Origin of the sequence: Stieleria maiorica, from assembly GCF_008035925.1 — a bacterium.
GTDB lineage: Bacteria > Planctomycetota > Planctomycetia > Pirellulales > Pirellulaceae > Stieleria > Stieleria maiorica.
The window spans coordinates 53,460-77,533 of the sequence record NZ_CP036264.1 but is presented as its reverse complement, the minus strand read 5'-3'; the positions used below and the strand labels follow the sequence as shown (position 1 = coordinate 77,533).

Here is a 24,074-nt window from a genome sequence, read left to right as displayed (position 1 = left end):
ATGTTTCTTGTGCAAAGTGGCGCTGTCCAGCTAGTGCAACCCGTAGCGGCTCATCTTGTAATGCAACGTCCGAACGCTCACGCCGAGTGCTTGGGCGGTTTGTTCGCGATGGAATCCGCACGACGCCAGTGCGACTTTGATGGCTTCCGTCTCGGCCGCCTCGGTCGCTTCGGCCAACGTCCGAACTTCGAAGGATGCCACGGCAGGAACGGCCGTCAATTCCGGCGGCAGGCTGTCGGCATCGATGCTCTGGCCGACGTGCGTGACCACCAACCGTTCGACGACGTTGCGTAGCTGGCGGACGTTGCCCGGCCAGTTGGCCGCCACCAACTTCGCCAGCGCGTCGTCGGTGAATTGTTTGACCGGACGTTTGTGTCGCCCGCAAAAGTGTTTGACGAAGTGTTCGACCAACAGCGGGATGTCATCGCGGCGTTTCCGCAGCGGCGGGATCACCAGCGGGACGATGTTCAACCGATAGTACAAATCGTCACGAAACATCCCTTCGTCGATCAGCGCCAACGGGTCCTTGTTGGTCGCCGAAACGATGCGGGCATCGGAACTCATCAAGTCTTCACCGCCGACGCGTTGAAACTGTCCGGTCTCCAACACGCGTAACAAATCGACTTGGCTCTTGGTCGGGATCTCGGTGATCTCGTCCAAAAACAGCGTGCCGCCGCGCGCCTGTTCAAAGCAGCCAGGTTTCTGGCGTGACGCCCCGGTAAACGATCCTTTCTCATGACCGAACAACTCGCTTTCCAAAAGCGACTCCGGCAGCGCCCCAAGATTCACCGCAACGAACGCGCCGCTGGATCGGCTGCTCAAATCGTGCAGCGCGCGGGCGACCAGTTCCTTACCCGTTCCGCTCTCGCCTTGGATGAACACCGTCGCGTCGGTGTCGGCGACCTGACGCAGCTGCTGGAACAGTTCCTGCATGATCGTGCAGTTGCCGATGATTTCGGAGATCGCACCGGCGTCGGCCAAACGGTCGCGCAACACTCGGTTCTCGCTCTGCAAGCGTCCGTGGTCGAGCGCCCGACCAACCTGCTGGCGAATCAAATTCAAATCGACCGGTTTGGTGATGAAGTCGAACGCACCGCGACGCATCGCATCGACGGCGGTCTCCACCGTGCCATGTGCGGTGATGACCAGCGTGTTGGTTTCCGGGGAGCGCTGTTTGATCAGGGACACCAGATCCAGCCCGTCGCGATCGCCGGGCAATCGCACATCGGCGATCACGACCTGGTATTGGGCTTGGTCCAATTTGTCCAGCGCATGATTGACGTCGCCGGCCGTGTCGATGACGTCGCCGGATTTGGCGAGCCCCTTGGCCAATCCGCTGCGGATGTGGGGCTCGTCGTCAACGATCAAGATGCGGACGGGTTCGGGCATGGGAAGTCGGGTGGGGATTCAAAACGGTTGGGATCTGATCATCCAGCCGTAGCCGGCGTCGTCAAGACGTTCGGCAGGATGCAGGGGAACGGTCACTCCTGACGGCCTGTTAACGTCAGCCCGCACGCGTCAGCAAAGTGCCACGCGGCGCCCCTCGCTCACGCGTCGGGCTAGCAGGATCACATCGATTTCGGATCATCGACTCGACCGACAGGCCGCCCGCGGATTCCGCGACACGGCGGACCGGCAATCCTAACACGAACCGTGCGATTGAGTTTTTGCCCGACGGTATTGCCACAAGTGAAGAACTCGTCCACGATTGGGGGCGGCGAAACGATATCGGCCGATCCATGACACGTCTGGGAAACAACGCTTGCAAGTGAACCGTCTGCAGAATCTGCTGAAGCGATTCGAGCTGCATTCGCTGGGAAAGTGGATCTTTCTGGCTTCGTTGATCGGTGTCGTCGCCGGGCTGGGGGCGATCGCGTTTGATGTGCTCGGTCAGATCGTCGTCCGCTATTCGGTGACCCAGTTTGCCGGTTATCAACCGCTCGATGCGGCCGGCGAGCACCAACGATTTGAATATCAATCGGATTTTTTTTCGCCCTGGATGATCGTCGCCGTGATGGCGGTCGGCGGCTTGCTTTCGGGAATCCTGGTGTATGCCGTCGCCCCCGAAGCCGAGGGTGCCGGGACAGACGCGGCGATCGATGCGTTTCACAACAAACGCGGCAAGATTCGCGCCCGGATTCCGTTCATCAAGACGCTGGCCTCGGCGATCACGCTGGGCACCGGCGGCTCGGGGGGGCGGGAAGGACCGATCGCGTTGATCGGCGCCGGATTCGGTTCCTGGTTGGCGACGCGGCTGAAACTGTCCAACCGCGAACGACGGGTGTTGCTGGCCGCCGGGATGGGGGCGGGGATCGGAGCGATCTTTCGCGCACCACTGGCCGGTGCGGTGTTTGCCGGCGAAATCCTGTACAGCGACGCCGATCTGGAAGCCGACGTGCTGGTCCCGGCGGCCACGGCGTCAGTGATCGCCTACAGCGTTTACGTGCAATCGCTGCCGGTCGAGTCGCGATTCATTCCCTTGTTCGGCGCGGATCTGGAGCACACGTTTGTCTCACCGCTGCAATTGCCCGCCTATGTGGTGTTGGCCGTGGTGTTGTTCGTCATCGGCGCGGTTTACGTCAAGACGCTGTTCGCCACCCAGGCGATGTTTAAGCGGCTGCCGATCATTCCGCACGTGCGTCCGGCGATCGGCGCCGCCCTGGCCGGGACCTTCGGCGTCGGACTGTACCTCGGGTTTGATCGCGACCCCAATCTGCTCGGTTCCTTGGGCACCGGTTATGGGGTGCTGCAAATCGCGCTAACGACCGCCGACCAGATCGGGATCGCCTGCGTCGTGATGGTCGCGATGGCAAAGATCCTGACCACCGCGCTGACGATCGGGTCCGGCGGATCCGGCGGGGTGTTCGGACCGTCGATGGTGATCGGCGGTTGCACCGGGGCGGCCGTCGGATTGGCGTTCCAGCAGGCTTGGCCGGACCTGTTTACCGAACCGGAAGCCTTCGCCGTGGTCGGGATGGCGGGATTCTTTTCCGGGATCGCGCGGGCTCCCATCTCGACCATCATCATGGTCCGCGCCCTGACCGGCGATTACGGCCTGTTGCTGCCCACCATGTTGGTTTCCACGCTGACGTTCATGTTCAGCCAACACTTCCGGCTCTATCACAACCAGCCCCCGACGCGGATGGAATCGATGGCCCACCGCGGCGACTTCATCGTCGATGTGCTCGAAGGTCTTTCCGTCGGCGATCTGTACCAAAAGAATCGCAACCTGATCCTGATCCCCGAAGGCATGACGTTGGACACGATCGTGCATCGCCTGGCGTCGACGCATCAGGATTACTTCCCGGTCGTCGATGAGAATCAAAAGATGGTCGGGATCTTCAGTGACGACGACGTCCGCGCCTACTTGTACGACGACGCGCTGTGGAAACTGGCGGTCGCCCGCGACATCATGGTCGACAACTTTTTGTACCTGACCCCGCAAGACGATTTGAACACCGCGCTGCGCCGCTTCACGTCTCACAACCTGGATGAATTGCCCGTCCTGGATCCCGACCGGCCCGGCGTCTTCCTGGGCATGTTACGCCGCAAAGAAACCATCGCCGCCTACAACCATCGACTGATGGAACTGAAACAGACCGGCGAAGATTAGCCGGTGATCAATTGCAGCAGATCACCGATGGTGCGATGGGATTCGATCGGGTGCCGCAGCGGTACGTCCGTCCGCACTTCGTAACGGTTCTGGCGACCGACACGCTCGCGGCGGATGAATCCCTCCTCCTCCAGGTCTTGCACCACCCGCTGAACCGCGCGTTCGGTGATCCCCACCCGTGCTGCCACTTCCCGCAGGACCAAGTCTGGCTCGGCGTGCAACACGATCAACACGTGGGAATGGTTCGTCAAAAAAGTCCACCGCGAGCCGCTCTCCTTGGCCTTGTCGTCCCGACCGCCGGCAGCGGCCGTCCCGGGGGAGGAACCAGGGGGTTGCGTTAGTTCGCGGGACTTCGCCGCGCGGGTTTTCTTCTTGACGTCGGATTTCATTCGCTTTCGGTCCGCCTGGGATGCGATCGGCACGGGAACCCCATTCTAGCATTCCACCCGCGAAAAAAAATTCGCGAATCAAGAGACGTGAAAACACCGTGTTTTCCCGCCTCTCCGCGGCGCGGCTCGAAAAAACGGCTCAAGATCCCGGCGGAAACACACGAACTTGAATTGACGACAAACATGTCGTGCTTCATAGTTCGTGTATCAAAAGACGTGTATTGCGTTTCGTATTTCCCCGCAAGCCCGTGGAGGCCCCTGATGGCGCTGACGATTGTAATGATAGCCGCATTGCCGGCGGTGATGCTGCTCGCCCTGGCGGCTGCGGTGCCCCGCCGCGTCGCCGACGCCGCGGCACCGCAGCTCCGTCGCTGGGTGACCGCGATCGCGACGCTGCAGCTGGGAATCGCCGTCACGCTGACGATCGGTGTTGCCCTGCGGACGGTCCTGGGCGAGGCCGCCCCCACCGCAGTGCAGGCCGCGTTTCCCGTCGCCGTCGGGAGCTCCTTGCCGATTCATTTGGACGGCGTTTCGAGCTTGATGTGGTTGATGGTCAGTTTCATCGGCTGGGTGATTTGTCGCTACTCGATTCGGTATCTCGATGGCGATCCTTCCCAAGGCAACTACTTTCGCTGGACCGGTCTGACGCTGGCCGCGGTTTCCTTGATGGTCCTGTCGGGTCACTTGCTGTTGTTCTACGTCGCCTGGCTGATGACCAGTTTCGGGCTGCATCATTTGCTGCTGCACGATCCGACGCGGCGAGCGGCGCAGCGTGCCGCTTGGACAAAGTTTACGATCATCCGCATCGGTGACGTGTCCTTGGCGATCGCGTTCCTAATGATCTACGGAGAATTCGGCACGGCACGGCTGGGCGAGATTTTCGCGGAGATCGAAGAAACCGCGGCGGCCGGCGTCAGGCTTCAAGTCGCATCGTTGTTGTTGGTCGTGGCAGCATCGATCAAATCCGCGCAGTTTCCCTTCCACATCTGGCTCCCACAAACCCTCGACACGCCAACTCCGGTGTCTGCACTGATGCATGCGGGCATCGTCAATGCCGGCGGATACTTGATCATTCGCACCAGCCCGATCGTTTCCACCGCTCCGTGGACACTCGCGGTGCTCGCCATCTTCGGTACCGTCACGGCCGCCTACGCGGCGATTGTGATGATGACTCAAACGAGTGTGAAGAAGTCGCTGGCATATTCGACGATCGCCCAGATGGGGTTCATGATGATGCAGTGTGGGCTGGGCGCGTTCTCGGCGGCCTTGCTGCACGTGTTGGCGCACTCGATGTACAAGGCGCACGCGTTTCTGGCCAGCGGCAACGTAATCACCGAGCGATCCCGTGCGGGCGCTTTGGCGATGCCGAAGACTATCGCAGACGGCCCGAAACTCGAAGCTCCCAAACGCCGGGTCACGTGGATCGCGGCGGCCGCGTTGTCGCTCTCCGCATTGACCGGTGCAAGTCTGATTCTGGGGCTTGACCCCTCGACCAAACCCGGTGGGTTTGTCCTGGGTGCCGTCGTGTTCCTGGCGATCACCCAGTGGTTAGAAAAGGTGTTTTCCAGCGGTGATCGACCGCTCGTGGTGCGAAGTATCACGACCGCCGGCGTGCTGTATCTGCTCTATGCGGCCTCCTACCGCGTCGTCGATGGCCTTGCCGCCGGCAGCGTGCCGGTCGCGTCCTTTTCGACCCTCCAATGGTCGGTCATCGGTTTGGCCGTCGGTTGTGGTTTCGCCGGACTGTTGGCGATGGATCAAGCGACGTCGCGACGTGATGGTCCGGTCCGGTTCGGTCGCTGGTTCGTGCATGCCAGCAACGGCTTCTACGTCGAGAGCACCCTGCGAAGGGTCTTCGGATCACTTGCCTCCAGTTAAGCGCCATTCTCATTCTCCGAAACTGACCATCACTCCTCGAACCCTACGCCCCTGGCGAATCATGAATGCAGACATGTCCAACCTCCCAATCTCCGCCCATCCCGGCAGCGACGTCTTTGTCCCGCCAGCCTATGACCAACCCCACATCTATCGCCAGATCGAAGAGATCCTGGGGGAGGTCACACGGGTGGTTTCGAAAGTCTGGCCGCTCCAGGACTACATCGCATTGAATCCATACAGCGGAATCGCCGATCGAACCTTCTCCGATGCAAGAGCGTTCTTGAGGGTCTTTTCCGACTGTGAACTGCTGATGCCGTTGCAATACTATCGTTCGCAGTATGCTCAAGGTCACTTCACCCGAGCCGACGTTCGTCGAGCGATCACGGAATGTCAGCAAAACGGCATGACGGTTCGATTATCGGTCGACGACGTCATGGATCGATTGCGGGCGTCAACGAGCGACGAGTCGTTTCACGGGCAAGCGACGACGTCCAACGACCGACGTCCGATTCGGACGATCGCGGAACTGGCCGATCAAATCTCGCCTCAGGGATGGAGCGAAACCATCACGGACGAACTCGGCAAGTTTTGTTCGGCACACTACGATCAGTCTCAATCCACTTGGTCCAGCCCCTGGAAAGACCTGCCCTTCTACCAGGCCTGGCGGAGCGCGGCGCTGCACGACCGCAACCCGGAGATTCTGGGATTGACCGGTTTTCGACGGTTCGTCGGTCGATTGCCGCACACGCCTAGCGCAGCGCTGGTGAAATTGCTTTTGCACCTGCAGATCCCGACGGCTCTGTGGGAGAGCTTTCTGTTGTGCCAAGCCTTCCAAATGCCCGGCTGGTGTGCTTGGGCAAAGTCGCAAGACGATGCGGAGACGCAATCGGATTCGGAACATCTGATCGGCCTGTTGGCCGCCCGGGCCGCTTTTGAGGTTGCGTTGGCGGATGTGAATAACCTGCGCGTACGCTGGGATGCCATGATCGCCCAGCAGTCGGCGACCTTTCATGCCCCTCCGCGACCTGCCGAGGACGACACGGCCGTGCGAATGCTTCTGCTGCGGGCCAGCGAGATCAACCATCGTGACGGGATCCTGGGTCAGCTAACCAGCAACGAGCCGGCCGAACGAAATCGCAAACTGGCACAAATGGTCTTTTGCATCGACGTGCGTAGCGAACGGATCCGGCGGAATCTGGAGTCACTCTCTCCGGAGATCGAAACCTATGGATTTGCCGGGTTTTTCGGCATGCCGATCGAATACGTCAAACTGGGACAGGATTGCGGCAACCACCACGTCCCGGCTCTGATTCAACCGAGTCTCCGGCTTCATGAAGGTTTGCCTGCGGGAGTGAACGGTTCCGAATCGGAGATCCGAGCTGCACGACAGCGCGAGGGGTTGTGGACCCGCCTCTGGTGCAGTTTCCAGGAATCGGCCGTCAGTTGCTTCTCGTTTGTCGAGACGACCGGACTGTTGTACTCGGCGAAACTGTTGGCCGATTCCCGATCGTCGAAGCGTCGCTCCGGCGACGAAATGCAGTCTGCGACCGGCCCCACTCTGCGTGGCTTGCACCATCAAGGCTGGACGACCTCGCGTCAGGCCGATCTGGCCGAATCGATGCTCCGCAACCTCGGGTTAACCGATGGATTTGCCCGGCTCGTCGTGCTGTGCGGCCATGGCAGCCAAACAACGAACAACCCGCTCGCGGCGGGACTGGATTGTGGCGCCTGTGGCGGACATTCAGGCGAACCGAACGCGCGCTTCGCCGCGCTGTTGCTGAACCAAACGTTTGTCCGTGAAATCCTGGCGGAGCGCGGAATCGTGATCGACAACGCCACCCTGTTCCTGGCGGCGGTTCACAACACGACGACGGATCGAATCGAATTCTTCGATCTCGATTCGGTGCCGGCATCCCACCGCGGCGATGTGCAGGAGTTGGTCAACCGGACACAGCTTGCTTCGGAAAACACCCGACACGAACGCATGCCTACGGTCGGCAGTTCGTCGTCGGCCGAGTTGCAGGCGCGTGCCATGGATTGGTCCGAGGTCCGACCCGAATGGGGCTTGGCCGGCAACGCTGCGTTTGTGGTCGGACCGCGCGAACTGACCCGGTCGATCAATTTGGACGGACGCGTGTTCTTGCACAGCTACAACCACTCGGCGGACAACGACGGCTCGGTTTTAGAGAACATCATGACCGCACCGATGGTGGTCGCTCATTGGATCAACATGCAGTACTACGCATCCACGGTCGACAACCGCCATTTCGGAAGTGGCGACAAAACGATCCACAACGTCGTCGGCGGGTTTGGCCTGTTGTCCGGCGGGGGCGGTGATCTGATGACCGGGCTGCCGACCCAATCGATCCATGACGGCACACGCCACCAACACCAGCCCCTGCGGTTGGAAGTGATTATCGCGGCTCCACCGGCCGCAATCGATCGTGTGCTCGAGAAACATCCATCAATCAGGGAATTGATTGACAATCAATGGCTGCATTTGACCGCGATCGACGATGGAACGTGTTTCCGATACGCCCAGGCGGACTGGTGCGTCGTCGAAGTCGACCGTGTCACCGCCGCCACGAACTGATAGCACCCCAGAACCATTCGCCCCGTTTTCTCCACCTACCACGATGAGGATCCGACCATGTCACTGCTCGCAAATGCCCCGTCGACTTCCAAGGCTCCGTACTACACCGGCGGATCTGTGAAATGCCTTCAAGACGCTTTGATCGACGCATCGAAAACGGTCGATTGGCTGATCATCTCGCACGATGACCCCAAGGTCCACGACCGTATCATGCGGGTGCCCGGTAGCCAATCAAGCTGCCTGCTGACCGTGCCCCAATTTCAGTGGAACTTTCAAACCGGCGAACTCGTTTCATTGCTGGAACGGGCGATCGACCGAAGCGGTGTTCAACGATTGTTGTTGGTCGGACATAGCGACAGTCCCGTGGACGACTCGGAGAGTTCGTTTCAGCGGACGAAAACGCCGCGCCGATTGTTCGACGCGACCCGGTCGATGCTGACCAGAGCTCAGCACGCGAAAAACGATTTTGCAGATCGAGTGAATTCGATCTCCTTGCATCCGACGGTCCACCGAGGCCTCGCCGGCGGTCAGTTGCGTGTGCATGCATTGTTCTATCTTGCGCACAGCGAGGCCTTCCTGCTCTTCGATCCCTCAACGAATGAGTTTCGGCCGCTCGCTTGATCGCTATTCCGTGCCGGAGCGATTCACGGAAGCTTTTTGACGCTGGGATGAATCCGCTACGGATCGGTTGTGAACAAGCTGGCGATCGCCAGCTGGGCGCCCGGCAGATAGAGTGGACCGATGGTGTCCGACTGCTCGTAGGTCTGGATCGACCGGTATCGTTGCTGCTCCGGATCGCGATGCACCGTCACCGTGTTTCCGGCGATGTCGATTTGCAAGTACTCGGGGATGCCCGCGTCGAGGATTGCTGCATGGGCCGCTCGCTGACGCGTCCCGCTGGCATTGGCGGTTACGCCACGGTGATCTCCGGGTCCAAATACACGTCCTGGATGGCGTTGAACAATTCGATGCCTTCACCCATCGGGCGTTGGAACGTTTTGCGGCCGCTGATCAGCCCCATGCCGCCGGCACGTTTGTTGATCACGGCGGTGCGAACGGCTTGTTGGAAATCGTTCTTGCCAGATCCGCCGCCCGAATTGATCAAGCCGCAGCGTCCCATGTAGCAATTGAGGACTTGATAGCGGGTCAGATCGATCGGGTTGTCGCTGGAAAGTCCGCCATAGATCCGTTCGTCATACTTGCCGTACTTTTGGCCGCCTTGGTTGAGCGCCCGGTAGCCGCCGTTGTTGGTCGGCTGTTTCTGTTTGATGAAATCTGCATTGATGGTCGCCCCCAAATGATTCGCCTGGCCGGTCAGGTCCGCGGACGCTTCATAGTTGACTCCATCGACGGTGAACGCCGAATTGCGCAGGTAACACCACAGCATCGTGAACATGCCCAACTCGTGGGCTTCGGCAAACGCATCGGAGATCTCGCGGATTTGCCGTGTCGATTCGGGTGAACCGAAATAGACGGTCGCGCCGACGCCCACGCACCCCATGTTCCATGCGTCGCGGACGCGGGCAAACGGAACCTGGTCGTACGTGGTCGGATAACTCATCAATTCGTTGTGATTGAGTTTCAAGATCATCGGAATGCGGTGAGCGTATTTTCGGGCGATCCCGCCGAGCACACCGAACGTCGATGCGACTCCGTTGCAACCCGCTTCGACCGCCAGTTGTGCGATGTTGGCCGGATCAAAGTAGATCGGGTTGGGCGCGAACGAAGCGCCACCGGAATGTTCCACGCCTTGGTCGACGGGCAAGATCGACAGATAGCCGGTTCGCGCCAGTCGGCCATGGTTGAACAGCGACTGCATCGCGCACAACACGCGCGGGCTGCGATCCGAACCGGCCCAGACCTCGTCGACAAAATCCGGCCCGGGCAAATGGAGTTGCGACGAGGGAATCGTCTCGCACTGGTGGGTCAACAACGCTTCACCTTCACTACCGAGCAGTTCGAGCACATTCGTCTTTGTTTTGGTCGTCATCATGGAATGTCCACTGTGAAAAAACGAGCGGTAATGCACAGACGCCGGGCGAATTCGTCACAAGACCGGGTCGCACTTTGAAGTGACCGGCCGGCGTGGTCACGATGTCCAACGAACTCGCCATCATTTCTAAAGTTGGTCCGATCCGTCTGTGCCCGAACTTCGTTGGCTCGCAAGTTCTGCGCCGCTCGTCGATTGATCCAAAAATTTGCGTGTGCTCAGTGATCCGGTTTACACTGGTGTGCCGTCGCAGCTTGGTTTTCGGGTCGCGGAACTCTCCCAGAGTTCCGGTTTCCTTGTTGATTCGCCGAAAACCTTGGCGGCGTCCGCTACGGCCCACCGCTTCTGAAGCAATCTTCCCTCCAAATCCAACCAGCTCTATATGCCCGATCTGTGGCGAAAGCTGGGCCGCCGGCCCATCCTGCTTGGTGATTCCTTGCCAATCGTGCATCGCCCCGTCATCGACGTGGCGTTCTGGATCGTCTGGCTCTTCGCCGCAACGGGTGTCTTGACCGCCGCCGACGAACACGACGTCCAGTGGTTCGAAAACAAGATCCGGCCGGCATTGGTCGAGCATTGTCTCGAATGCCATAGCAGCGAGACCGAAGCGAGCGGCGGATTGTTGCTCGATTCGCGCGTCGGATGGTTGGCCGGTGGCGATCTCGGCCCGGCAATCGTTCCGGGTGACGCTGCGGCGAGTCGCTTGATCACGGCGATCGCGTACGACGACCCCGCACTGGAAATGCCGCCCCGCGGGAAACTGGACGACGCAACGATCGATGCCTTTCGCCGCTGGATCGACAACGGCGCGGTCGATCCCCGACAACCGACTCGGCAGGGCGCCCGACCGGAACGTCAGACCGGACTGCCGGTCGACCGAGCCGGGGAGCACTGGGCGTATCGGCCGATCGCCCGTTCCACCGCGTCGATCGATGGTTTGATCGACCGACAGATCGAACAGAGCGGTCTAACCGCAGCGCCGCCGGCGGAGCCCCGCGCGCTGGTCCGACGGCTCGTGTTTGATCTGCACGGGCTGCCGCCGTCGCAGCAGACGATCGATCGCTACTTGGCCGACCCGTCGCCGATGGCTTACGACCGCCTGGTGGATCGCTTGCTGGCCTCGCCGCACTTTGCCCAGCACATGGCCCGCCGCTGGATGGACGTGGTCCGCTACGCCGAATCGATCACGCTGCGTGGGTTTATCCTTCCCGAGGCGTGGCGATACCGTGATTACCTGGTCACGTCGTTTGCCAACGACCGACCGTTTGACCAAATGATCCGCGACCAGATCGCCGGCGACCTGCTGCCTTGTGACGACATCGTCGAAACGCAACAACGCGCGATCGCGACCGGATTCCTGACACTGGGCAATTCAAACCTGGAAGACCAAGACAAAACCAAGCTTGAATTCGATCACCTGGATGAACAACTCGAAACGATCGGCCGCGCGTTCTTGGCACAAACGATCGGATGCGCCCGCTGTCACGACCACAAGTTCGATCCGATTCCCACGCGTGATTACTACGCCCTGGCGGCGATCCTGCGTTCGACCACGCCGCTCAAGCACGCCAATTTGTCCAAGTGGATCGAAAAACCGTTGCCGCTCGATCCGGCGACGGAAGAGCATTTTCGTGCATTGCAATCTCGCGCCGACGCCATCGCCGCCGAATTAAAGACCCTTCAGTCGCTGGAAAACGGCACGCCGAGTAACAACAACCGAATCGTCCCGGTCGACACCTTGCCCGGTGTCGTGGTGGACGACGCCGACGCAAGTTACGTCGGCGACTGGACCGAATCGACGTTCGTCAAACCCTACGTCGGCGCCGGCTACCGACATGACGGCACCCAAGGCCAAGGCAGCAAGTCGGTCACCTTCGATCCCGCGGAATTGCCGACCGGACAATACGAAGTCCGCATGTCCTACACGTCGCATGAGAACCGGGCGACGAATGCGGTGGTGAAGGTGTTCAGCGCGAACGAATTGACGACTCTGCGGGTCAACCAACGCCGGCGCCCACCGATCGATGGTCTTTGGGTCTCGCTGGGCGTCTTTCCGTTCGAAAAGGAAGGCCAGACCTTCGTCATCGTCTCCAACGACGCCGCCGACGGTTGCGTCATCGTCGATGCGATTCAGTTCCTGCCGGTTGCCGATCCATCCGCCGTCAACACGGACCCGAGCGATAAAGCTGTGGACGTGGACTTGAAAGCGATCGCCGCACGACAAAAAAAGCTGACCGCGGAATTGAAACGGTTGCAGTCCGAACTGAACGAGCGGCCGATGTATTTAACCATCTCCGAAAGCGAACCGCGCCAGGAAATCCCCATCCGCGTACGAGGCAACGTGCACCAACTCGGCGATACCGTCCGCCGTGGGTTTTTGACGGCGATCGGGCCGGCCCAACGGTATGCCGACAAGATCGGCAGCGACCAAAGCGGGCGGGTGCAGCTTGCCGAGTGGATCGCCGATCCGACAAACCCGTTGACGGCGCGGGTCTACGCCAACCGGGTTTGGTCATGGTTGATGGGCGAAGGACTGGTCGCAACGGAGAACAATTTCGGAACTACCGGCCAGACGCCCTCGCACCCCGAGCTGCTGGACCATCTGGCCAGTGGTCTGATCGATCACGGTTGGTCGACCAAGTCGCTGGTTCGCATGATCGTTCGCAGTGACGCCTATCGCCGCGCCGCAAGCGATGATGCCCAGCGGATCGCCATCGATCCGAACAACCGGCTGTACGCGTCGGCCAGCGTGAAACGCATTCCGGTCGAAGCCCTTCGTGACGCCATGCTGTGTGTCAGTGGTGAAATCGATCACCGGATCGGAGGTTCGACGATTCGGCCCGGCACCCGCTCGGACTACGACTACCGGCACGACTCCAACCGCCGCAGCCTGTACCTGCCGGTGTTCCGCAACTCGCTTCCGCCACTGTTTGACCTGTTTGATTTTGCCGACTCCAGCGTCTCGGTCGGCCAACGCGCTCAAAGCACCGTCGCTCCCCAATCGTTGGCGATGATGAACCATCCCTGGATCATCGAGCGTGCCCGCCAGGCCGCCAAACGACGGCTGGACGAATCCGCCGGGCAATCGACCGAATCGATCATCGGTCGCCTGTACCAGTCCTGCTATGGCCGACCGGCCGATGCGGATGAAATGCAACTCTGCCTGGAATTCCTCGGCGGTGGGGGCACACCACCGAGCGAAGATCGACTGGCCGATCTGATTCAATCCCTGTTCGCTTCCATCGACTTCCGGTATTTGGAATGACCGACGACATGACACCCGCGGGGCAAATGATTGCCCGGCGATTGATGCTACAGCAATCGGCGTGTGGCTTTGGTGCGCTCGCCTGTGGCGCGATGGCTGCCACCACAGCGGCTTCGATCCGTGCCGCGACGGCCGATGGCGCAGCGTCGCCCGGTCCCCATTTCGCACCGCGCGCCAAACGGATCATTTTCTTGTTCATGCAAGGCGGGGTCAGCCAAGTCGACTCGTTCGATCACAAACCCGCGCTCAAAGCACACGACGGCCAGAAGATGCCGTTCGATGATGCCCGCGAATTTGCCCGATCCGGCCAGCGTGGCATCGAGCAACGGCTGATGAAGTCGCCGTGGGAGTTTCAGCCCTACGGCGAGTGCGGACGTTACGTTTCGGAGTTGTTTCCCGAAACGGCACGGCATGTCGACGACCTTTGTTTCGTTCACTCGATGCACACCGATGGGGTTGCCCACGGGCCTGCGACGCTTTTCCTGCATTGCGGATCGACCAACTTCATTCGTCCATCGGTCGGTTCCTGGATCTATTATGGACTGGGCACCGAAAACACGGCGCTGCCGGGATTTGTTTCGATCGCCCCGTCGATCGGGAACGGCGGCCCGCGGAACTATGGCAGCGCCTTCTTGCCCGCCCGGTTCCAGGGCACGGCGATCGGATCGGCCGGCAGCAACGAGCTGGCCATCAACAACTTGATCCGCCCTGACGTCTCGGTGACGCGACAGAAGGCACAATTGGATTTGATCCATCGACTCAATCAACGTCAGATCGACCGACGTGGGATCGAGCACAGCGAATTCGAAGCGATGCAACAGTCCTACCAGCTTGCCTGGCGGATGCAGCAAGTGGCACCGGAGATATTGGATCTGTCCAGCGAATCGGCGACGACGCTGACCGAGTATGGGATGGACGACCCGGCGACCCGCGATTATGGCGAAAAGTGTCTGCTCGCGCGGCGGCTGTGCGAGGCCGGCGTCCGCTTCGTGCAAGTCAACTACGGCGACAACTCGGCCAACCCCGCCTGGGACCAACACTCCAATTTGCCCAAACACGCGACCCACGCCCGGGCCGTGGATCGACCGATCGCCGCCCTGCTGGCGGATCTCAAACGACGCGGCCTGTTGGAAGACACCATCGTCTGGTGGGGCGGCGAATTCGGCCGGACCCCCTATTCACAAAGCAACGGCACCGGCCGCGATCACAACCCGGGCGGCTTTACCGTCTGGCTGGCCGGCGGCGGATTCCGCGGCGGCATGGCATACGGAGCGACCGACGAGTTCGGGTTCGCCAGCGTTCAGGATAAAGTCCACATGCACGACCTGCACGCAACGTTACTGCATCAATTGGGGCTGGATCACGAACAATTGACGTACCGCCACGCCGGTCGAGACTTTCGTCTGACCGACGTCTACGGCCGTGTGATCGACCCGATGCTCGGTTGAATCGAAACCCGTGCTGAGTTTCCATGCGCGGGCGCGCACTTAGCGCCCGACCAACTGGACGTTTTCGGCCCGTGGTCCCTTGGGGCCCTGTCCGACGTTATAAGTCACCTCCTGGCCTTCGCGGAGGTCATTGAATTCGACTCCTTCAACCGACGAACTGTGAAAGAACATGTCACTGTTGCTTCCGTCGCTGGAGATGAAACCGAAACCCTTGTCGGTCACGCGTTTAATCTTGCCTTTTTCCATTTCCGTATCCATTTTAAAAACGATGATGCCCCGATGCGTTGCGAGAAACGTTCGCGCAACTGCGTCGACACGTTGGTTGTTGCACCACAGATGCTTCTGTGATGATTGCTTCTTGATTCACGCTGGAACGCGAAGCGGTTGGTTTAAAGGAGTCTTACGATGGGGGTGCGTCATCGGGATCGACAACAGCTGCCACGTCTGGTGGAATGTCTGGTGAAGCGGATTTGCGTTCGTTTCGACGCTGTCGTTTCTCTTCCGCTTTGCGTTTTTTTTCCATCTCGCGCTGTCGTTTAGCGAAGGTGTTTTGATTTTTCGTGATCTGATCAGCTCCGGTTGAACAAGTAGTGGGATGCAAGTCCGCAGCGGGGCAGGCCGCTGCGGTACAGCGAGCGTCGTTTCAAACCGTCGTCGGGCGGACTTCCAGTTTGATGCGATCGATGACTCGAGAGACACCTTCGACCGACGAGACCGCTCGGATGATCTGCTTGCGTTCGACTTCGTTTTTGATGGTACCGTTAAGCGTGACTTCGCCGCTGCGCACGTCACCACTTACTTTTGGCGAAGTGGAACATTTTTTGGACAACCGGTTTTGAACATTCTTAAGGATCGTTTTGTCGGGGATTCGACTACCGAGGGCCATGCTTTACTCCTATTGAAAGCAGAAGACACAAATACCACCGGCATCGGATCACTGATGGCGCCGACTGAATGAACCGGGTATTGGATTGGTAATGCCAGGTTCGGTTGGAACGTTTCATCCGTCACGTTCCTCCCGTGGTCTGGGAAAAGGATCGGGGGCCGATGGCGTCGTCCCTGCCGATCTGGCGGGGCTGTTTTTATGATCCGACGCAGCGTTTCCGGTTGGCGATTGATCGCGAACAACACCGGATCTCGGGTGGCGAGGTTTAGGTCGCAATTGTCCGCTGCGAAACGCGGCCGCGATCGCCCGCGGCACCTCAGCCTCGGCATTGACCAGATGGGCTCGGTTTTCAGCGACCTTGGCCAACATCTGCTGAGCGCGAGCGACCGCTTCGGCCCGGCGGGCTTCGGCCCGCGCGCGGCCGAGACGGCTCTCCGCATCGGCTTGGTCACGTTGCAATCTGGCCCCAATATTTTCGCCGACATCGATGTCGGCGATGTCAATCGAGACGATCGCGAATGCCGTGTTGGAATCGAGCCCGCGGGCCATCGCTGCCTTTGAAATCTGCAGCGGCATTTCCAACACATCCATGTGCGACGCGGACGACCCGATCGCGCTGACGATCGCCTGACCGACGCGGGCGACGATCGTTTCTTCGGTCGCGCCACCGATCAGCTGATCCAAATTCGTACGGACCGTCACCCGCGCGCTGACGAGCAATTCCACGCCGTTCTTTGCAATCGCACTCAAAGACTTTCGGCCTTGGCCCAACTCTGGGCAATGAATGACTTTTGGGGTCACACTAGTCTGCACCGCCTGAAGCACATCTCGACCGGCCAGATCAATCGCCGCGGCGCGATCAAAATCCAGGTCGATCCCGGCCTGGTGCGCCACGATGATTGCCTGAACCACGTTCATGACATCGCCGCCGGCGAGCGCATGAATTTGCATGTCCGCAGTTCGAATACCGCCCTGACGATCGATCCGCAAGCCGGCTTGCCGACACATGATTTTCGCGGTGACCATCATCGGCAAATCTAACTTGAGCAAATACATCACGACCAAACTTTTCATCGTGATGTCCGCACCCGACATGTAAGCTTGGACCCAGTACGCTCCGCACTTGCTGAGCACCCAGAACAGTGCGATCGCGACCACACTCACGATCAGCGCAGCGGCGACCACAAGTTGCAATCGGGAGGGCATCCCAATACTGAAGACGGGTTCCAATAAGAACGCCAAATGTTTTCCGCGCAGCTAACGTCGCGCTTGTCGAGATTACAAATGCTCTCGACACAGCCTGTTCACATTCCGGCTCACCTCAATGGAGGCTCACCCAAGGACGTTCATCCAAGTGATGCTGACGCTCTTTAGATCATTGGCCGCACGGACGATCAGACGGTTGGTGGCGATCAGATGGGTGCGGGAGGGCTCGCGTCGTCTGCTTGTTCGACACGCGTCGCCGATCAACCGGCATCGCAATGGATCAACCGGCCGATCCTAACCTGGACCATCGTAGCGACGCCGTGGTTTCCCGCAATGGAGAAAACCTGCATTCGGTAAGAATCGACGGCGGCGGACGACTAGGCTTTGTCCCTAAATCCGTAGCGGAAGCCGCCAAGGCTTTCGACTCGCAGCAACCCACACGGGAAAAGCCGAAATTCTTGGCGAATTCCGCTACCACATACGACCCTTGCCGGGTTTAGGGACAAAGCCTAGGCCGCGATCGGCTGATCGGTCCCGCACAGGCTTTGATAGAAACGGTTTTGGCCGATCACTTCGGCGTGTGCTCCGCTGGCGGCGACCTGCCCCTGTTCGACGACGACCACTCGGTGGGCCATCGCCAACGTGCTGGCGCGGTGTGTGATCATCACGCCGGTGCGGCCGACCAGGAACTTTTCCAGAGCCTGGTGGATCAGCTGTTCGCTTTCCAAATCGATCTGGCTGGTCGCTTCATCCAGGATCAAGATGTCGGGGTCGCGAAGAAACGCACGGGCCAGCGCGATGCGTTGCATCTGGCCGCCGGACAACCGCATCCCACCGGTCCCCAGGATCGTCTTGTATCCGTCCGGTGTTTTCTTGCGGATGAAGTCATCGGCAAAGGCCAATTTGGCCGCCCGGACGACGTCGTGTAAATCCGCACCGGGGCTGCCATAGCGAATGTTGTTTTCGATCGTGTCGTCGAACAAAATCGTCCGCTGAGTGACCAGGGCGAGCCGCTTGCGCAGATCACGGGTTCGCATTTCATTGATCGGCACGTCATCCAACAGCACCCGCCCGGCCTGTGGATCATCGAATCGGCACAGCAGGCTGATCATCGTGCTTTTCCCACAGCCGTTGGGACCGACGATGGCGATGGTTTCGCCGTGCGGGATTTCCAGATCGATCCCCCGCAACACCTTCGGCCCCGATGGGTATTGATACTCCACGCCTTCGAATCGGATAGTCGAATGGGGCCGTTGGGGAGACCGTGGGACGGCCGGCTCCTCGACACGGACGGGCATGTCGACGATTTCCATCACACGGACCGCGGCGGCGATGCCGCGTTGCAACCCGCTCCAGACGTCGGCCAATTTCCGCGCCGGATCCGACGCACCGATCAAGAAGCTGAAGAACAAAAAGATCTGCCCCTGTTCCAGCGGTTCGGTCGTCATTTGCAAACCGAACAGATGCGTTTGCTTGTTCAACACCAGGTAGCCGCCAGCCAGGATGGCCAGCGAAACCGTGGTCATGCCCATCAATTCGGTCGTCCCACGTGCCAACGTGTTGTAGAACGCCATCTTCATCGTTTTCTGATAGTAGGCGAACGTGCCGCGTCGAAGTCGGGCGCGTTCAAAGGCCTGGGTGTTGGACGCTTTGACCAGTCGAATTCCGGCGAACGAATCGTTCAGCATCCCGTACAGCTGGCTCATCTCCTCCATCGCACGTTTGCTGGCGCGACGGATGGCCCGGCTGAGTTTTTGCATGATGAACGCCAAGATCGGCGAGACGATCAGCACCAAGAACAACAGACGGTGACACACGATCGCGGCTCCGATCAAACACGCCGCCATCTTCAGCGGTTCGCGGATCATGCGGCCGAGCAAGGTGGAAACACCCGCGGTGACCAGGGCGACATCGTTGGTCAAACGCGCCGTCAGATCGGCCGAACCGTTTTCACCGAACGCGTCCAGGTCCAATCGCAACGCCTTGCGAAAGAAGATCGCTCGCAAGTCGATCGCCGTCCGCCCGCTGACATATTGCACCCACATCATGTTGGCCGTCAGCGCGACCAGCTTCAACGCCGTGCCGATGACCAAGAAAGCCAAAATGGCCAACAACGTGCCGAAGGGTGTCGTCGGTGCATAGGCATCGATCCATGGTTTGGCTTGGCGGTACCAGTGGGCCTTGCCGGATTGACGCGTCTCCTGGGCACGGAGATCGTCAACGGACTCGCCCTGAAGGGTTCGACCTGCCGCGTCCCCGCCGGACTCGATCGCGGCGATCTGGGCTGTGAGCGTCTCGACCGCCTGATCGGCTTCTTGAATGTTGTCGTCGACATACTCCGAAAGCGTGTCGCCGGCAAAGACGACGTCGACGATCGGCAGCACCGCGCTGATGTTGGCACTCCACAGCAACGCGACCGCAAGTGAGGAGACGGCGATGGCTGCGATTGCCCAGTGACGGCGAAATGCCAGTCTTAATACTCGAACGAAAGGCGTGTTCACGGGGCCGTCCTTGGTCACCGTCGTGGGCGATGCTGTCAAATGGGTCGTGCGACGTTGGGGGACGTCGCTTGGGTGATTCGTCCGTTTGCGGGGAAACGTGGTCCGGTTTTAGCGAAAGGCGATTCCCATGGCCAGTCCGTTCTGGAAACCGTCGATCGTTAGCGCCGATTTGATGTAGCTACGCTCGATGCGAGCGTGGAACGATCAGGAAACCACCTCCCACTTGTTCCCGGGTTCTACCTGAGAACACACTGCACTGGAGGCTCCGCCTGGCGTTGACAGCCTTCATGTTGACAGCGAAGGTGTGGCGGAGCCACACGGACGGTGCGTTCCCAGGCGGAGCCCGGGAACGAGGGCGATGAGGGTAAGATTGATCGACGCGACGGTTCAGAAAATTCCGGCGCCGAACTCGGAGTCGTTTCCGCCGGCGGGCTTCTCTTCCTGTCGGTCCGGACTGCGTTGCTTGGACGGACCCGGTGATGCGTGCGGAGGGTCGATCATCGCGGTGTCCACGTCTTCGCCGGCGTCCGAAAAATCGTCGTCGTAGCGCGATCGATAGCCGGGTTGCTGGCAACGGCTCAGCTCGGCTTCGAATTCTTTGATCACCGCATCCTGGATCAGCTCGCGGCAATCGCTGTTGATCGGGTGTGCGACGTCGGCATACAGTTTTTGTGGCGAGTCGAGCGCGCCTTCGCTTTCAAACGACAACTTGTTCCCGCAATGATTGCAGTAACTGGCCCGCAAATGGTTCTTGTGATGACAGCGATTGCAATGACCGGTCAACTTTCGACTGGGCATCGCCACGAACGGTCCGTTGGCACCGTCGATGATCTTCAAATCGCGAACCACAAAACAGCCATCGATCGTGATCGAACAAAACGCCCGCAGTCGATCTTCCGACGACTCCATCAACTTGATTCGAATCTCCGTTATCTCCACGATCTGAACTCCCTCGCTATTGACTGCGTTCTAGCTCGGCTCGATTTCAATGGGTGTCGCAGCAGGAACCGTGCGCGCCACTCGTAGCAATACACCAGGTTGCAACTCGGTCTTTAAACGCTTCACGATGTCCTTGGCCTGTTCGGCATCCTTGGCAATTCCAAAACATGCCGAACCGCTACCGGTTAGTTGACACGGTTGGAGTCCGCATTGCCACAGTGATTCTAACAATTCGCTCAGCTGTGGCAGAATTTTCAATGCCGGTTCGGACAGACGGTTCATCATCGCTCGACCCATCGATTCGCGGTCTTCCCGATCCATTGCCTGCAAAAATGACGCCGAACCGACCGGATGCTGCGGGACATTCAACTGTGCGTAAACGCCCGCTGTGGAGAGGCTGACCGAAGGATAGGCCACGACAAAGTGTATCAATGGACAAATCTGAAGTGGCAACAATCGCTCACCACGACCGGTCGCCCGGGCGGCGACCGCCGACTCTGGGCCGCCACCGCCGAGGAAGAACGGAACGTCGCTGCCGATCGACGCCGCGATCTCGTGCAACACTCTGGAGCTGTTGTCAATTTGGTGAATCTGGGCGGCACAGCTAATCGCATGGGCCGCGTCGCTGCTGGCGCCGCCCATCCCCGCGCCGGCCGGAATCCGTTTGCCGAGCCGAACGCGAAAGCCTGTTTTGACGCCGAAGGTGGCCCGAAAGGCGTCGAGTGCGCGGACGACCAGGTTGGAACCATCGGTCGGAATCCGCAACAACTCGGGCACTCGACCATCGCTTGTGTCCAAGCCTAACTCGCCGGCAATCGATTCGACCGAAGGCAACCAGGATGCCGTCAATTCGATTCGCCCCTGCGGGATCGGTTCGATTTCCAGTTCGTCGCGCCAGTCGATGGCGACCATGACGGTGTCGATTTCGTGATACCCGTCGTCACGGCGCGCGGGGATCTCCAGAAACAGGTTCAGTTTGGCCGGAGGTGAAGTTCGGACGACGGTCATGGTGTGAGTGCTTCGAGGGCTGCGAAAAGGGGTCAGGAACCAAAAACCAAATGGCCCGCAGGGTGCTTCGCATTTTTGGTTCCTGACCCCTTTTCGCGAATTGCCAGTTGACCCCAATTTTTAGGATAGACGAAGCACTACGCCCGTTGGTTGGACCACAGCGACAGCAATTCGACCAAGTGTTCGGTGGCGGCCACCATTTCATCCAAGCAGGCGAATTCGCGAACACTGTGGATATTGTGTTGGCCACTGGACAGGTTCGGTGTGGGCAGCCCTTTTTCGGTCAGCACACTTCCGTCGGTACCGCCGCGAATGATCTCTTTGGTGCACTCTCGGCCTAAGTTTTGGAAGGCTTGTTCGGCCAACGTGATCGACTCGGGCAACTTGGCCAGGCCTTCACCCAAGTTGCGGTACTGTCGCCGCGTCGTGACCTGGACTTTCAACCCGGGCCATTTCGATTCAACGTCGCCGGCGATCTGACGCAGCAAGTCGGCATAGGTTTCCAAATCGGCGGCATCGAACGATCGCAGGATCAATTCGACGGAAGCTTCCCCGACGCCGCCGGAGATGGAATTGGCGTGAATGAATCCCTGGCGTCCGTCGGTGGTTTCGGGCGTGTCGCGATCACGTGGCAGGGCGGCGACGAAATCGGCGGCGCCCCGAACCGCGTTGACCATGCGATCTTTGGCGATCGACGGGTGAATGTTGTCACCGATGAACCGCACCGTGGCGGCATCGGCGGAAAACGTCTCCACATCCACCACTCCCGCTCCGCCGCCATCAACGGTGTAGGCCACGTCGGCGGCCAGCTTTTCCAAGTCGATCTTGTCGGTCCCGTGGCCGATCTCTTCATCGCAGGTCATCACGACCTTGACGGGGCCGTGTTTCAGGTCCGGGTTCTCGATCAACGTCTCGGCCAATTCCATGATGATCGCCACCCCGGCTTTGTCGTCGCCTCCCAGCAGGGATGTTCCGTCGGTGGTGATCAAGGTGGCACCGACAAGCCCGTTGAGCGCCGGACAGGCGGCGACGCGGATCACTTCGCCGTTGGCAAGTTCGATGTCGCCGCCGGGATAGTTTTCGATCACTTGCGGCCGAACGTCTTTTCCGGGTGCGTCGGGCGAGGTGTCGACGTGGGCGACAAGCGCGACAACGGGTACGTCGGCATCGCCGACGGTGGACGGAACCGTCCCGTAGACCAACGCATGCTCGTCTTGATAAACGTCATCTGCGGACATCGCGGAAAGCTCCGCGGCAAGCAGCTTGCCGAGTTCCCGTTGGCACTCGCTGCTGGGATAGGTCTCGCTGCCTGGATCGGCGGGGGTCCCGATGCGAACGTACCTGAGAAAACGATCCAACAATCGGGCGCGGTTGATTTCGAACATGTCTTGTTTTGTGTTAAGCTCGTGCGGCAAGTGTCGGAAAAAGCCCCCACCCCAACAACGATTTTCAAACCGAGATCAAGGTGTTTGATGAGCGAAGACGTCTCCCATCTGGTATTTGACTGCGAAAGTATCGCCGATGGGGCGTTGATCGCGAAAGTCCGCTACCCCGGCGAGTCCCTCGCCCCGCAGGAGGCCATCGCGCGTTATCAAGCGGAGCTGATGGAGGAAAAGGGCACGACGTTCATCCCCTACACGTTCCAGGTCCCCATCGCGGTGGTCGTGGCCAAGGTTTCCAAAGACTTTCGCTTGATCGACATCGTTTCACTGGACGAACCGAATTTTCGTTCCCACGTGATCACGGCCCACTTTTGGAAGGGTTGGGAGGTCTACAAACGCCCCCAGTGGGTCACGTTCAACGGCCGAACGTTTGATTTGCCGCTGATGGAATTGGCCGCCTACCGTTTCGGCATCTCGATCGCACCCTGGTTTAAGAACGACGGCTATCGGTCGCCGCGGAATCGATTCAGCGTCGATTCCCACCTGGACCTGCAAGATCTGTTGACCAATTTCAGCGCTTCGCGGTTCAACGGCGGGCTGAACCTTGCCACCAAGCTACTCGGCAAACCCGGCAAGATGTCCGTCACCGGCGACCAAGTGCAACAACAGTACGACGACGGCGACTTAAAAGGCATCAGCGACTATTGCCGCTGCGACGTCCTGGACACCTACTTCGTGTTCCTGCGGTCGATGGTGCTGAGCGGAAAGATGACGCTGGAAATGGAGGTCGAGATCACGGCCGAAAGCAAAGCCTGGATCCAGGCCAAAGCCGACGACTGCGAAGCCTACGCCACCTATCTGGAGCACTGGGAAGACTGGGCCGATCCCTGGGAAAGCGACGCGGCCGATGCGGAGGGATGAGGGGGGCGTCGAAGGAGGTTTGGCAGAATGATACGGGGCAGAATGATGGGGGCAA

General features: G+C 59.8%; 19 protein-coding genes. 7 read left to right on the top strand and 12 right to left on the bottom strand.

Annotated features, from left to right (window positions below; all coding sequences use genetic code 11):
- Window positions 1–30: 30 nt before the first annotated feature.
- Window positions 31–1,389, bottom strand: a complete 1,359-nt coding sequence (locus tag Mal15_RS00325) for a sigma-54-dependent transcriptional regulator (protein WP_147865920.1) — start codon at window positions 1,387–1,389, stop codon at window positions 31–33.
- 379 nt (window positions 1,390–1,768) lie between these two features.
- On the opposite strand from Mal15_RS00325, the gene Mal15_RS00320 reads away from it, so the two are divergent.
- Window positions 1,769–3,613 (top strand): chloride channel protein, encoded by a 1,845-nt coding sequence (locus tag Mal15_RS00320; RefSeq protein WP_147865919.1) that lies wholly within the window; start codon window positions 1,769–1,771, stop codon window positions 3,611–3,613.
- On the opposite strand, the gene Mal15_RS00315 is transcribed toward Mal15_RS00320, so the two are convergent.
- Window positions 3,610–4,002 carry a helix-turn-helix transcriptional regulator gene (locus Mal15_RS00315; protein ID WP_147865918.1) on the bottom strand — a complete coding sequence of 131 codons (393 nt, stop codon included), beginning with the start codon at window positions 4,000–4,002 and terminating at the stop codon, window positions 3,610–3,612. The genes Mal15_RS00320 and Mal15_RS00315 overlap by 4 nt on opposite strands.
- Window positions 4,003–4,263: 261 nt before the next feature.
- Between Mal15_RS00315 and Mal15_RS00310 the strand changes: the two genes are divergently transcribed.
- The 3 genes from Mal15_RS00310 to Mal15_RS00300 all read left to right on the top strand — a co-directional run bounded on the left by Mal15_RS00310 (window position 4,264) and on the right by Mal15_RS00300 (window position 9,094).
- Entirely contained in the window at window positions 4,264–5,880 is a 1,617-nt protein-coding gene (locus tag Mal15_RS00310) for a proton-conducting transporter transmembrane domain-containing protein (RefSeq protein WP_167546542.1), read from the top strand.
- A 73-nt stretch (window positions 5,881–5,953) separates the two neighbouring features.
- Window positions 5,954–8,473 carry a YbcC family protein gene (locus tag Mal15_RS00305; protein ID WP_167546541.1) on the top strand — a complete coding sequence of 840 codons (2,520 nt, stop codon included), beginning with the start codon at window positions 5,954–5,956 and terminating at the stop codon, window positions 8,471–8,473.
- A 57-nt stretch (window positions 8,474–8,530) separates the two neighbouring features.
- Complete coding sequence (locus tag Mal15_RS00300) at window positions 8,531–9,094, top strand: hypothetical protein (RefSeq protein ID WP_147865915.1); 564 nt, start codon at window positions 8,531–8,533, stop codon at window positions 9,092–9,094.
- Between the two features lie 56 nt (window positions 9,095–9,150).
- Here the strand turns inward: Mal15_RS00300 and Mal15_RS33840 are convergent, their stop codons facing one another.
- The 3 genes from Mal15_RS33840 to Mal15_RS33835 are packed head-to-tail and all read right to left on the bottom strand — an operon-like array spanning window position 9,151 to window position 10,914.
- Window positions 9,151–9,324, bottom strand: coding sequence for a Uma2 family endonuclease (locus Mal15_RS33840; protein WP_261344629.1), 174 nt, complete (start codon window positions 9,322–9,324; stop codon window positions 9,151–9,153).
- 59 nt (window positions 9,325–9,383) lie between these two features.
- Entirely contained in the window at window positions 9,384–10,466 is a 1,083-nt protein-coding gene (locus Mal15_RS00290) for a class I fructose-bisphosphate aldolase (protein ID WP_167546539.1), read from the bottom strand.
- Window positions 10,420–10,914: a hypothetical protein gene (locus Mal15_RS33835; RefSeq protein ID WP_167546538.1), complete on the bottom strand. Its 495-nt coding sequence runs from the start codon at window positions 10,912–10,914 to the stop codon at window positions 10,420–10,422. Before Mal15_RS33835 ends, Mal15_RS00290 begins: the two co-directional genes overlap by 47 nt.
- Here Mal15_RS33835 and Mal15_RS00285 point away from each other — a divergent pair.
- Complete coding sequence (locus Mal15_RS00285; RefSeq protein ID WP_233903504.1) at window positions 10,909–13,728, top strand: DUF1553 domain-containing protein; 2,820 nt, start codon at window positions 10,909–10,911, stop codon at window positions 13,726–13,728. The genes Mal15_RS33835 and Mal15_RS00285 overlap by 6 nt on opposite strands.
- Window positions 13,725–15,176, top strand: a complete 1,452-nt coding sequence (locus Mal15_RS00280) for a DUF1501 domain-containing protein (RefSeq protein WP_199773784.1) — start codon at window positions 13,725–13,727, stop codon at window positions 15,174–15,176. Before Mal15_RS00285 ends, Mal15_RS00280 begins: the two co-directional genes overlap by 4 nt.
- Before the next feature lie 39 nt (window positions 15,177–15,215).
- Here the strand turns inward: Mal15_RS00280 and Mal15_RS00275 are convergent, their stop codons facing one another.
- The 7 genes from Mal15_RS00275 to pepT all read right to left on the bottom strand — a co-directional run bounded on the left by Mal15_RS00275 (window position 15,216) and on the right by pepT (window position 23,101).
- Entirely contained in the window at window positions 15,216–15,434 is a 219-nt protein-coding gene (locus tag Mal15_RS00275) for a cold shock domain-containing protein (RefSeq protein WP_315854281.1), read from the bottom strand.
- A 385-nt stretch (window positions 15,435–15,819) separates the two neighbouring features.
- Entirely contained in the window at window positions 15,820–16,062 is a 243-nt protein-coding gene (locus tag Mal15_RS00270; RefSeq protein WP_147865911.1) for a BON domain-containing protein, read from the bottom strand.
- Between the two features lie 114 nt (window positions 16,063–16,176).
- On the bottom strand, window positions 16,177–17,268 hold the full coding sequence (locus Mal15_RS00265) for a flotillin-like FloA family protein (protein WP_147865910.1): 1,092 nt from the start codon (window positions 17,266–17,268) through the stop codon (window positions 16,177–16,179).
- A 509-nt stretch (window positions 17,269–17,777) separates the two neighbouring features.
- Window positions 17,778–19,769, bottom strand: a complete 1,992-nt coding sequence (locus tag Mal15_RS00260; protein WP_147865909.1) for an ABC transporter ATP-binding protein — start codon at window positions 19,767–19,769, stop codon at window positions 17,778–17,780.
- Between the two features lie 387 nt (window positions 19,770–20,156).
- Window positions 20,157–20,708: a SpoVG family protein gene (locus Mal15_RS00255; protein ID WP_147865908.1), complete on the bottom strand. Its 552-nt coding sequence runs from the start codon at window positions 20,706–20,708 to the stop codon at window positions 20,157–20,159.
- A gap of 30 nt (window positions 20,709–20,738) precedes the next feature.
- Window positions 20,739–21,716 carry a 4-(cytidine 5'-diphospho)-2-C-methyl-D-erythritol kinase gene (locus Mal15_RS00250; protein ID WP_147865907.1) on the bottom strand — a complete coding sequence of 326 codons (978 nt, stop codon included), beginning with the start codon at window positions 21,714–21,716 and terminating at the stop codon, window positions 20,739–20,741.
- A 137-nt stretch (window positions 21,717–21,853) separates the two neighbouring features.
- The gene (gene pepT / locus Mal15_RS00245; RefSeq protein ID WP_147865906.1) at window positions 21,854–23,101 is read right to left on the bottom strand and encodes a peptidase T; all 1,248 of its coding nucleotides are present in this window, start codon (window positions 23,099–23,101) and stop codon (window positions 21,854–21,856) included.
- A gap of 87 nt (window positions 23,102–23,188) precedes the next feature.
- Here pepT and Mal15_RS00240 point away from each other — a divergent pair, with 87 nt between their 5' ends.
- A complete protein-coding gene (locus Mal15_RS00240; RefSeq protein WP_147865905.1) occupies window positions 23,189–24,019 on the top strand; it encodes a 3'-5' exonuclease in 831 nt (276 codons plus the stop codon).
- Window positions 24,020–24,074 lie beyond the last annotated feature (55 nt).

Excerpts from the sequence above, each read along its gene's own strand:
- Mal15_RS00325 (WP_147865920.1), bottom strand. The coding sequence starts at position 1,389 with ATGCCCGAACCCGTCCGCATCTTGATCGTTGACGACGAGCCCCACATC.
- Mal15_RS00315 (WP_147865918.1), bottom strand. The coding sequence starts at position 4,002 with ATGAAATCCGACGTCAAGAAGAAAACCCGCGCGGCGAAGTCCCGCGAA.
- Mal15_RS00310 (WP_167546542.1), top strand. The coding sequence starts at position 4,264 with ATGGCGCTGACGATTGTAATGATAGCCGCATTGCCGGCGGTGATGCTG.
- Mal15_RS00305 (WP_167546541.1), top strand. The coding sequence starts at position 5,954 with ATGTCCAACCTCCCAATCTCCGCCCATCCCGGCAGCGACGTCTTTGTC.
- Mal15_RS00300 (WP_147865915.1), top strand. The coding sequence starts at position 8,531 with ATGTCACTGCTCGCAAATGCCCCGTCGACTTCCAAGGCTCCGTACTAC.
- Mal15_RS00290 (WP_167546539.1), bottom strand. The coding sequence starts at position 10,466 with ATGATGACGACCAAAACAAAGACGAATGTGCTCGAACTGCTCGGTAGT.
- Mal15_RS33835 (WP_167546538.1), bottom strand. The coding sequence starts at position 10,914 with ATGCACGATTGGCAAGGAATCACCAAGCAGGATGGGCCGGCGGCCCAG.
- Mal15_RS00280 (WP_199773784.1), top strand. The coding sequence starts at position 13,725 with ATGACCGACGACATGACACCCGCGGGGCAAATGATTGCCCGGCGATTG.
- Mal15_RS00275 (WP_315854281.1), bottom strand. The coding sequence starts at position 15,434 with ATGGATACGGAAATGGAAAAAGGCAAGATTAAACGCGTGACCGACAAG.
- Mal15_RS00270 (WP_147865911.1), bottom strand. The coding sequence starts at position 16,062 with ATGGCCCTCGGTAGTCGAATCCCCGACAAAACGATCCTTAAGAATGTT.
- Mal15_RS00265 (WP_147865910.1), bottom strand. The coding sequence starts at position 17,268 with ATGCCCTCCCGATTGCAACTTGTGGTCGCCGCTGCGCTGATCGTGAGT.
- Mal15_RS00250 (WP_147865907.1), bottom strand. The coding sequence starts at position 21,716 with ATGACCGTCGTCCGAACTTCACCTCCGGCCAAACTGAACCTGTTTCTG.
- pepT (WP_147865906.1), bottom strand. The coding sequence starts at position 23,101 with ATGTTCGAAATCAACCGCGCCCGATTGTTGGATCGTTTTCTCAGGTAC.
- Mal15_RS00240 (WP_147865905.1), top strand. The coding sequence starts at position 23,189 with ATGAGCGAAGACGTCTCCCATCTGGTATTTGACTGCGAAAGTATCGCC.